At 43.3% G+C, this 9266-nt stretch carries 11 protein-coding genes and 1 tRNA gene; 7 read left to right on the top strand and 5 right to left on the bottom strand.

The window, feature by feature from the left end; translation table 11 throughout:
* The 3 genes from MES37_RS22070 to MES37_RS22060 form a co-directional block, all read left to right on the top strand.
* The coding region (locus MES37_RS22070) for a helix-turn-helix domain-containing protein (RefSeq protein WP_237932651.1) at window positions 1-309 on the top strand (309 nt) is incomplete at its 5' end.
* 108 nt (window positions 310-417) lie between these two features.
* Window positions 418-1800: a C4-dicarboxylate transporter DcuC gene (gene dcuC, locus MES37_RS22065; protein ID WP_064547992.1), complete on the top strand. Its 1383-nt coding sequence runs from the start codon at window positions 418-420 to the stop codon at window positions 1798-1800.
* A 12-nt stretch (window positions 1801-1812) separates the two neighbouring features.
* Window positions 1813-3123, top strand: a complete 1311-nt coding sequence (locus tag MES37_RS22060; protein WP_232886507.1) for a lyase family protein — start codon at window positions 1813-1815, stop codon at window positions 3121-3123.
* A gap of 209 nt (window positions 3124-3332) precedes the next feature.
* Here MES37_RS22060 and MES37_RS22055 read toward each other — a convergent pair.
* Window positions 3333-3420: transfer RNA gene (locus tag MES37_RS22055), tRNA-Ser, on the bottom strand.
* Window positions 3421-3627: 207 nt separating this feature from the next.
* Between MES37_RS22055 and ghrA the strand changes: the two genes are divergently transcribed.
* The 4 genes from ghrA to MES37_RS22035 all read left to right on the top strand — a co-directional run bounded on the left by ghrA (window position 3628) and on the right by MES37_RS22035 (window position 6578).
* Complete coding sequence (gene ghrA, locus MES37_RS22050; protein WP_064547989.1) at window positions 3628-4569, top strand: glyoxylate/hydroxypyruvate reductase GhrA; 942 nt, start codon at window positions 3628-3630, stop codon at window positions 4567-4569.
* Window positions 4570-4650: 81 nt separating this feature from the next.
* Window positions 4651-5388, top strand: a complete 738-nt coding sequence (locus MES37_RS22045; protein WP_064547986.1) for a phosphatase — start codon at window positions 4651-4653, stop codon at window positions 5386-5388.
* A gap of 52 nt (window positions 5389-5440) precedes the next feature.
* Window positions 5441-5995, top strand: coding sequence for a TorD/DmsD family molecular chaperone (locus MES37_RS22040; protein WP_064547984.1), 555 nt, complete (start codon window positions 5441-5443; stop codon window positions 5993-5995).
* A gap of 103 nt (window positions 5996-6098) precedes the next feature.
* Window positions 6099-6578 (top strand): DUF1097 domain-containing protein, encoded by a 480-nt coding sequence (locus MES37_RS22035; protein ID WP_064547982.1) that lies wholly within the window; start codon window positions 6099-6101, stop codon window positions 6576-6578.
* A gap of 44 nt (window positions 6579-6622) precedes the next feature.
* Here the strand turns inward: MES37_RS22035 and csgG are convergent, their stop codons facing one another.
* From csgG to csgD, 4 genes are read right to left on the bottom strand one after another with little or no spacing between them, the layout of a single operon-like run.
* The gene (gene csgG / locus MES37_RS22030) at window positions 6623-7456 is read right to left on the bottom strand and encodes a curli production assembly/transport protein CsgG (protein ID WP_064547980.1); all 834 of its coding nucleotides are present in this window, start codon (window positions 7454-7456) and stop codon (window positions 6623-6625) included.
* Window positions 7457-7497: 41 nt separating this feature from the next.
* Complete coding sequence (gene csgF, locus MES37_RS22025) at window positions 7498-7914, bottom strand: curli production assembly/transport protein CsgF (protein ID WP_064547978.1); 417 nt, start codon at window positions 7912-7914, stop codon at window positions 7498-7500.
* Window positions 7915-7923: 9 nt separating this feature from the next.
* A complete protein-coding gene (gene csgE, locus MES37_RS22020) occupies window positions 7924-8313 on the bottom strand; it encodes a curli production assembly/transport protein CsgE (protein WP_064547977.1) in 390 nt (129 codons plus the stop codon).
* A 4-nt stretch (window positions 8314-8317) separates the two neighbouring features.
* Window positions 8318-8983, bottom strand: a complete 666-nt coding sequence (gene csgD, locus MES37_RS22015; protein ID WP_064547975.1) for a biofilm master transcriptional regulator CsgD — start codon at window positions 8981-8983, stop codon at window positions 8318-8320.
* Window positions 8984-9266 lie beyond the last annotated feature (283 nt).

Below are 9266 nucleotides of genomic sequence, written 5' to 3'. Positions count from 1 at the left end.
ATTAATCAGGTGAAGTTAGATTTAGATAAATTTCTTAATCAACGTATTGACCTTAAATCATATTGTGAGAGTAACTTATTGAATTATGAAGTTTTCAGAAAAGAATTTAAAGAACAGACTGGCCTGTCACTTATGAACTATATGGTCCGGCGTCGTCTGGATAAAGCATGTACTTTACTGAGGACTACAAATCTCAGGGTGTTAGAAATTTCAAATGAACTAGGGTATTCATCTCAGTATGAATTTTCTAAACAATTTAAACGTTATTTCCATTTATCACCTAAGCAATATCGAGTTGGTAATGAGTAAATAGTGAAATATACATAATTGCAATTTGTTATTAACGTGAGCATTTGGTCGTAAATTTCCGCATAGAAATATGAAAACTTTACTATGAATAAATATGGATACTAAAAAATGATTGCATATATGGCTGTGCCGGTTGTGTTTATTACGATGTATATGATTATAAAAAATTATCAGACTCATACAACATTGACCATTTCAGGTCTTTTAATGCTGACTATCGGAGTGGTATTCACTCAAGGCGGTATCGCTGAATTTATGGGGGCACAATATAAATTCACCACGACTGGCTCAACATTTTTTGATTTGTTCGGAGCATTCAGTGCAATTATGTCTGAACGCACAGCAACGATCGGTATGATTGCTATGACATCAGCTGGTTTTGCTGCGTATATGAGTAAAATAGGTGCGGCTGATAGCTTAGTTAAAGCTTGTGCTAAACCACTACAAATAATTAATAAGCCCTATTTGATTTTGGCGATGGCGTTTATCATTGGCCAAACGTTAAATTTAGTTATTCCAAGTCCCGCAGGGCTTGCCATGCTGTTATTAATTTCTTTTTATCCTATTCTGATACAAGCAGGGGTAAGCCCACTTTCTGCTGCTGTAGTCATTGGAACATGTGGCTCCCTGGATCTAGGGCCGGGTTCTGGAAACTCAAATGTCGCTGCAGAATTGTTAGACATGTCGATAACAGAGTATTTTGCAACTACAGAAATCTTAGTTGCTATACCTGTGACGCTGACAGTTGCCGTATCACATTTCTTTGTTCAAAAATGGTTTGATAAAAGAGATGGTCATAAAAATCAACAAAGAGTAGATAACATTACTGGAGAAGAAAAAGGCATTTCCATCCCTAAATTTTATGCAGTGCTTCCGTTCCTGCCATTAGCATTATTAATGATATTTTCTGATATCGGTATTGACGGTATTAAAATTAATGCGCCGATAGCGATGTTTACCTCGTTAATATTGATCGTTGCAATTGATGCGTGTAAAAAACGAAATTTACAATTAGCTCTGGAGCATTCTTTCGAATTTTTCAAAGGCATGGCTGGTGCATTTAGTACGGTTGTTGTTTTAATTGTTGCAGCAACTATGTTTACTTTAGGTCTGGATGCCATTGGTGCGATCACTGCTTTAAAATCCATGATCTTAGCAGGAGATATTCACTACATCCTTATTACAATTTTCGGTATGTCAATTATCGCATTTACTGCGATGTTAACAGGGTCAGGCAGTGCCGCATTTGTTAGCTTTGCGAGCTTGGGTAATGAGCTTTCAAGCGCAGCGGGCGTCAAAGCAGTACAAATGCTGGTACCGATGCAACATGCTGCTGGTTTTGGACGTTCATTATCCCCGGTGGCGGCGGTAGTAATTGCAGTAGCTGTTGCGGCAAAGGTTAGCCCGTTTGAAGTGCTGAAAAGAGCAGCTATCCCTTGTGTTGTAGGTATATTTTCCACCCTGTTTTATACCCAACTTATTTTTGCTTAAAGGTGTCTCGCAATGACCACATGTTATGATCCAACAAGTTATACCCTGAACAGAAATGGTTTTGAGAATATATATCAAGATACCAGCATTTACCAAGTTTGGTTAGACATTGAAGCTGTATTAGCAAAGGTTCAGATTGAGTTGGGTATCATACCTCAACAACAAGGGGACATTATTGTTAAACACTGTGATATATCTCTTCTTGATAAAGAAAATATCATCCAGGGATATATAAAGACAAAACATCCATTGGTCCCTGTGCTCAATGAACTAGGACGGATTGTTGGTGATGATGCGGCTAAATATATTCATTATGGAATAACTACGCAAAATATTCAGCAAACAGCCGAGCTTTATATATGTAAGAAATTTCATCAGGAATTTATTTCTATAATAGATAAGATGGTTATCAATATTGGCGAACTTAAAAGGCGTAATGAAGGCGTTGTAATTGCGGCCAGAACACACTCAAAACATGCCTTGCCAATATTATTGAATACTAAATTTTCGGTATGGGAAGATGAGCTTTTAAGATGTAAAGACATTCTCATCACCTCTGCCGACGGTATCTTTCAAGTTATGATGGGCGGAGCAGTAGGTGGATTTCATACTTTGCCTGATGTAGGACCTGAAATGCAATCGCGGGTTGCTGATATGTTAGGTATGGGAGAAATGAAAATTCCCAGCAGGTCAATCAGGGTACATATGTGCCAATATGTGAACAATTTGACTTTGATTGCACATGTTTGCGCGAAAATAGCTGAGGAAGTATATATCAGCTCATCTGAAGAATATTCTGAAATGAGCGAAGGTTTTTCTGAGGGGCAGGTTGGAAGTAGTACAATGCCGCAGAAAATCAATCCTGCTTTATGCTATGGAATTATAGGCAACTCAAAGGTTTTATTTAGTTTGCCAGGAACTATATTAAATATGGCAGTAAGGCCATTTGAAGCTGATGGTTGTAGTAATTTAGTTATTGATAGCTTATTAAGAGAAGCTAATTTACTTACCCATGAAATAATTTTAAAAACTGAAGTTCTTTTAAAAGACCTCTTTATTGATAAAGCAGCCATGGAAAGAAATTTAAATATCACCAAAGGAATGATTAATGGTGAAAATGTCATGATGGAGTTATGCAAAAGAGGGCTAGGGAAGGCAAAGGCACACGAAGCTGTTTATGACATCATCATGGCGGCGAAAAAAGAATCGATCACATTCAGTGAATCGTATTCGCGATATGAGAACCTTCATTGTATTTTGCCAATGGAAGATTTTGAACAAGCTATTACTCCTGGCTCTTATACAGGATTGGAGTATAGCTAAGTCTGCATTTCTCACATTTCATATTACATCTGGAGCACCTGAATTTTTGAGTTCAGGTGCTCAAGGGTATTTGTGTGCCCGCTGTGCGGACATGATGCTTGACGTCCTAATGTGTTTCTCAAACCTCGGGTCGAGGGCTCTCACCCATCTCTCCACGGGTTACGGGCGAAAAAAAAGCCCGTATTTGCATACGAGCTCTTCTTCAAATGTGGCGGTGAGAGAGGGGTTCGAACCCTCGATACGTTGCCGTATACACACTTTCCAGGCGTGCTCCTTCAGCCACTCGGACACCTCACCGTTTTGTTGTTCCTTACCTGCCGGAACGGGCGCTAATGTAGGGAAAACTGGGGGCTGCGTCAATTCACTTTTCAGCAAAGTCGGTGCGTTTAGCCAAACTTCAAACAACTTGCTTCTTAAAACAGCAACGCTGAGGTGATTTTTTATTACATTCATCTACTGTATTGTTAAACGCTACGCGTAAGTACAAGAATAAATGGAGAAAGCATGGATATTATTTTTCACCACCCGACATTTGATACGCAATTTTGGCTCGACGGTATGCAGCAGCTCATTCCCGATGCCAGGGTTCGCCAGTGGCGTCCTGGCGATAACCAGCCAGCTGATTACGCTCTGGTATGGCATCCTCCGGTCGAGATGCTCAGCGGGCATAGTGAGCTGAAAGGTGTGTTTGCGTTAGGTGCAGGTGTGGACTCCATTCTGAGTAAACTACAGACGCATCCGGATATGCTGCCCGAAGGCGTGCCGCTATTTCGCCTCGAAGATACCGGCATGGCGCTACAAATGCAGGAATATGCCGTCAGCCAGGTGCTGCACTGGTTCCGCCGTTTCGATGATTATCAGGCATTGAAGCTGCAGGCCAAATGGTTGCCACTGGAAGATTATCGCCGTGAAGATTTTACCATTGGTGTGCTCGGCGCGGGCGTGCTAGGCGGGAAAGTGGCAGAAAGCCTCGCTGCCTGGGATTTCCCGGTTCGTTGCTGGAGTCGCAGCAAGAAAAATTATCCAGGTATCACAAGCTATGCCGGGAACGAAGAACTGAGCGATTTCCTGAATGGCACCCGCGTGCTTATTAACTTGTTGCCCAATACGCCACAAACCGTCGGTATTATTAACAGCCAAATGCTCAATCAACTGGCCGATGAGGCTTATGTTATGAACCTTGCGCGGGGCGTACATCTGGTCGAAAACGATCTGCTGGCTGCACTGGATAGTGGCAAAGTGAAAGCTGCAATGCTCGACGTATTTGCTAAAGAACCTCTACCTGAAAACAGCCCGTTGTGGAAGCATCCTCGCATTGCCATCACTCCGCATCTGGCGGCGGTGACTCGGCCGCAAGAAGCCATGGAGTACATTGCAAAAACCATTCGTGAAATTGAAAAAGGTGAATCACCGAGCGGACAGGTCTCTTTGCATAACGGCTATTAATGCTAAGCCCGGCCAGTGCCGGGCTAAAAAACAATGGCGATAACTGCTATCCTTGCGGGAAAGAGATAAAAGGAGAGAGCCATGTATCCCGTTGACCTGCATATGCACACCGTCGCTAGCACCCACGCCTATAGCACCCTTCACGACTATATTGCGATTGCGAAAAGCAAAGGCATCCAACTGTTCGCCATCACCGATCATGGCCCGGATATGGCTGATGCCCCACATTACTGGCATTTTGTGAACATGCGTATTTGGCCACGAATGGTTGATGGTGTTGGTATTTTGCGTGGTATTGAAGCCAACATTAAAAATACTGCCGGGGAAATTGACTGCACTGGCCCAATGTTGGATTCACTGGATCTTATTATTGCCGGTTTTCATGAGCCTGTATTTCCCCCAAAAGATAGCGCTACACACACAGAAGCAATGATCGCTGCCATGGCGAGCGGTAACGTTCATATCATCAGCCATCCAGGTAACCCGAAATTCCCGGTAGATATTCCTGCCATTGCACAAGCAGCAGCAAAATATCAGGTCGCACTGGAGCTGAATAACTCCTCATTTACTCATTCGCGCAAGGGCAGTGGCCCGAACTGCCGTGCTATCGCCGAAGCGGTGCGTGATGCGGGGGGGTGGTTATCGCTGGGTTCTGATTCCCATACTGCATTCACCCTTGGCGATTTCGATGAATGTCGCAAAATTCTGGCAGAAGTTGAGTTCCCGGAAGCGCGCATTCTCAATGTTTCTGTGCGCCGGATGCTTGGTTTCCTTGAATCCCGTGGTATGAAGCCAATCGAAGAATTTGCCACACTTTAGCTTTTACATCACAGTTTTTACTCAATAAATCTCTACTTAATGGACCACTAGCATGAATGAGTTTTCAATTATTTGTCGCATCTTAGGATCGCTGTTTTACCGCCAACCCCAGGATCCGCTTTTGGTTCCATTGTTGACGATGATCCGTGAAGGCAAGCTGGCAGAGCATTGGCCGCTGGAGCAGGATGAATTACTGACTCGCCTGCAACAAAGCTGCGATCCTCAGCTGCTAGCTGCTGATTACAATGCCCTGTTTGTCGGCGAAGAGTGCAGCGTACCGCCATATCGTTCAGCGTGGGAAGCGGGCAGCCACGAAGGTGACGTTCGTGAGTTCTTGAAACAACGCGGCATGCCGCTTGCAGAAACTCCTGCTGATCATTTTGGCACTTTGTTGCTGGCCGCTTCGTGGCTGGAAGATCAATCACAAGAAGACGAATTTGAAGCCCAGGTGCGTTTATTTGATGAGTACATAATGCCATGGGCGGGGACGTTCCTGGGCAAAGTGGAAGCGCATTCGACCACGGCTTTCTACCGTACGTTGGCATTAATTAGCCGTGAAGCTATTCAGGCGATGCGTGATGAGCTGGAAGAAGAAAGTGATGAATAAGTGTGATTTAAATCACATTTAAAATGTAACGTTGATTTTTGATTTACAAAAATTGTGCGGTAGATCGTAGTCGAGCGATAAGGCTCTGCTATGATACGCCGCTATGAACATACTTATTTCTCTGGCATTGACTACCGGTATTCTCTCAGGCCTTTGGGGTTGGGTTGCGGTGAGTCTTGGCCTTCTCAGTTGGGCTGGCTTCCTCGGTTGTACCGCGTACTTTGCGTGTCCGCAGGGCGGAATCAAGGGCCTTGTTATTTCTGCATGCACGCTATGTAGCGGCGTATTGTGGGCGGAAGTGATTATCCACGGCAGTGCGCTGGCTCCGCATCTGGAGATTCTGGGCTATATGGTAACGGGCGTCGTGGCATTTCTGATGTGCGTTCAGGCAAAACATATGCTGCTGTCATTTGTACCAGGTACTTTTATCGGTGCCTGCGCGACCTTTGCCAACCAGGGAGAATGGCGTCTTGTCGTTCCGTCGTTACTGCTGGGTTTAGTATTTGGGTTTGCGATGAAAAACAGCGGATTATGGTTAGCGGCGCGAAAAGCAAAACCTGAGTCACAGGTGATAACCGAATAAATAAAAAAACCAGCCGCGGCTGGTTTTTTCTTATCTGATAATTATCAGGATTCTGGAGGGACTGACATCTCTCTGTATTTAGCCAGTACCGGGTTGTTAACATCTTGCGGATTTTGCAGATCCCACAATCCACGGTTAATACCATCATTAACCAGATAAATAACTCCTGTTTCAATCGCTGACATCAGACACATCATCACCGGTTCATTGGTGGTATAGCCGATTTCACCTTCCAGCAGTCGTTGGTAATCCACGAAGCGGAATACCCCAGCCTGCACTTCATAAGACAAAATCGTTTTACTGGTATTCACCGATGAAAGCACTTCACCGGTACTCACGTTAACCACACGTAGGTTCACGGCAATTTGGTCCAGTTGATATTGAGTTTCGCCACCGATACCGAAGTACCGCGCGCCAACACCGCCTGATTTCACATTGCTTTCATAACCGATGATTGAACCTTCAACCATTACGTTTGCCGCAACCAGTGATTGCAAAGGCATACGGTTATTCTCGGCTACAGTTCCATTTTCCTGCGCTGCACGAATGATCTTACGTTCGTTGAGCAAGTTTTGCAGGCCCTGACGTTCCAGAGGAATAAACCAGCGAGAATCTTTTAATGCTGTGACCAGCATGGATGTTGCACTCTGTGGTACCGCGGTCGAGAAGTTACTTGCTGGATAAGGTTTAAATTGCCCAGTTTCATCTTGAATATTATATACCGAGACAAACAGTTTCCCTTTTGCTGGTGGCAAATGGGTTAAGTCACGATAACTTTGCGCACGAGGCAAAAGTGTAGGTTTCGCAGCTTCTTTAGGTGGTGCCGTTAAACAACCACTTAATAAACACACTGCTACGATGAGAAGTAAACGCTGCATGATGTTTATCCTTAAATACTTTTTTGATTATTTAATTTCCACTAGAAATCAGTGGAATTATTTTGTAAGCCTGCAACCTGGATAGTCGATACTTTTCCTGTTTTACGGTCAGTGACATTTAACTGTAGCTGTCCGTCAGTGTTTGCAATATCGACGATAAAATCATTAGTGATCATGCGACCCGGTTTGCCAGTATTAATATTGCTTAGCAACCCGCCAAGAAGTTGTGACTGAATAGCTTGAGTAAAGTTGTCCAGTGCTGACGGTGTTTCGATACCAAAATCATCGTCATAACTAGGGTCTTTATACGAGTTTTGAGCTTGCGCCTCATTAAGTAAGAAGGACCCATTATTGGGGTTGCCACCAAAATTTGGGTTAGTGAACTGAAAAGTCATATTGCCTCCCCAGGACAAAGGGGATATCAGCAGTAAAGAAATAACTGCATGAGTGATACGCATGACAGCCTCCTAAAATTCGTCGCTGGTTAAATCACCGGTACTTAACAATGTTTTGTCAATTTGTCGGCGCTTAATCGCTTCTGCGGTTTGGACCAGTGCGATAGTGACATTACGGTCAAAATCACGTTTAGAGGGGAATAAGAACGACTGAAATATGACGTCCTGATCAACGGTAATGGTTATCCAGCTCCCCCAACGGGCACTGGGGCGCTCATTGATGGTTAAGGTTCCGGTAAAACTGCTTTCCCACTTGTCACTAAAGGCACGATAAAACTCATGCCCCACCGAAGAAACGGTATGATCCGTTAATAATCCAGGAACCTCGACTTCAACGGCGCGAACGCCGTTGGAGGTCCAGACTAATACTGACGCTAGCAGTAAAGCAGTTTGTAATTTCATCGCCTTATCGCCTGAGATTATCGTTTGCCCAGGAAACAGCCTGAGTGCGATTTTTTACAGATATCTTCTTGAAAAGATTGTAGAGATGCGTTTTTACCGTGTTTTCACTTATAAATAACGACTGGGCGATTTCAATATTGGATGCCCCAATACGCAATTTATTAAGTATTTCCTTTTCACGGTGAGTCAAAAGAGATGACTCGACGTTATTGAAACGGTAGTTCCCTGAGTGATTAATAAGGTAACTTGCTAATTTCTGAGAAAAATAGCACTCTCCGGCCATTACGCCTCGAATACCTTCTACCACACGTGGCTCTTCCTCTGACATGTAAAATACGCCGTTTATATGCGGCCAGTTTTCTATGTCACGGAATTGATACTCTTCAGGAGTGTTAAGTAACAACAGCTTAATACTGTTATGTTTGCGACTTAAGTTATCTTGCCAATAGTTAATCAGCTTTTTATCGGCTTCAACCATATCGAAAAGCACCACTAAATTACCCACGACATCTTCAAGAGAGCGTTGAATATTATGGAGTTTCCCATTGATAGAGAGTGAAGACTTTAGATGCTGTAATAACGCAGTCGCTTGTAGCGAGGGTTTAGTGATCAACAATAAAGTTTGAGCATTTAACGCCTGGCTATTCATTGTATGGACTTCATTAAACATGATGAAACTCCATCCGAGTTTGCGCATCAACCAGCTGAATTAACAGAAAGTTAATTCACCAGAGGTACTGATAGATGCTGCACTGCTGTGTTTGAAATTAATGTAACACGGTCAAATAACGCTAAGTTGCGTCCTGACTTAATGTGTTAAACAAAATGTTACTGCTGATTTCAATCTAGCGGTTACTAATCTTAAAGCAAGTGTTAAAGCTGTTACAAAATGTAACTGTAGATATTAAAATGTTGCAATACACTTTTTTTGTTATTTAGTTTTAATACTAAAG

It is taken from the genome of Buttiauxella sp. S19-1 (assembly GCF_022134725.1).
Taxonomy (GTDB): Bacteria; Pseudomonadota; Gammaproteobacteria; order Enterobacterales; family Enterobacteriaceae; genus Buttiauxella; species Buttiauxella ferragutiae.
Note: the sequence above shows the minus strand (reverse complement) of the source record. Positions and strands in the feature narration are given on the sequence as shown.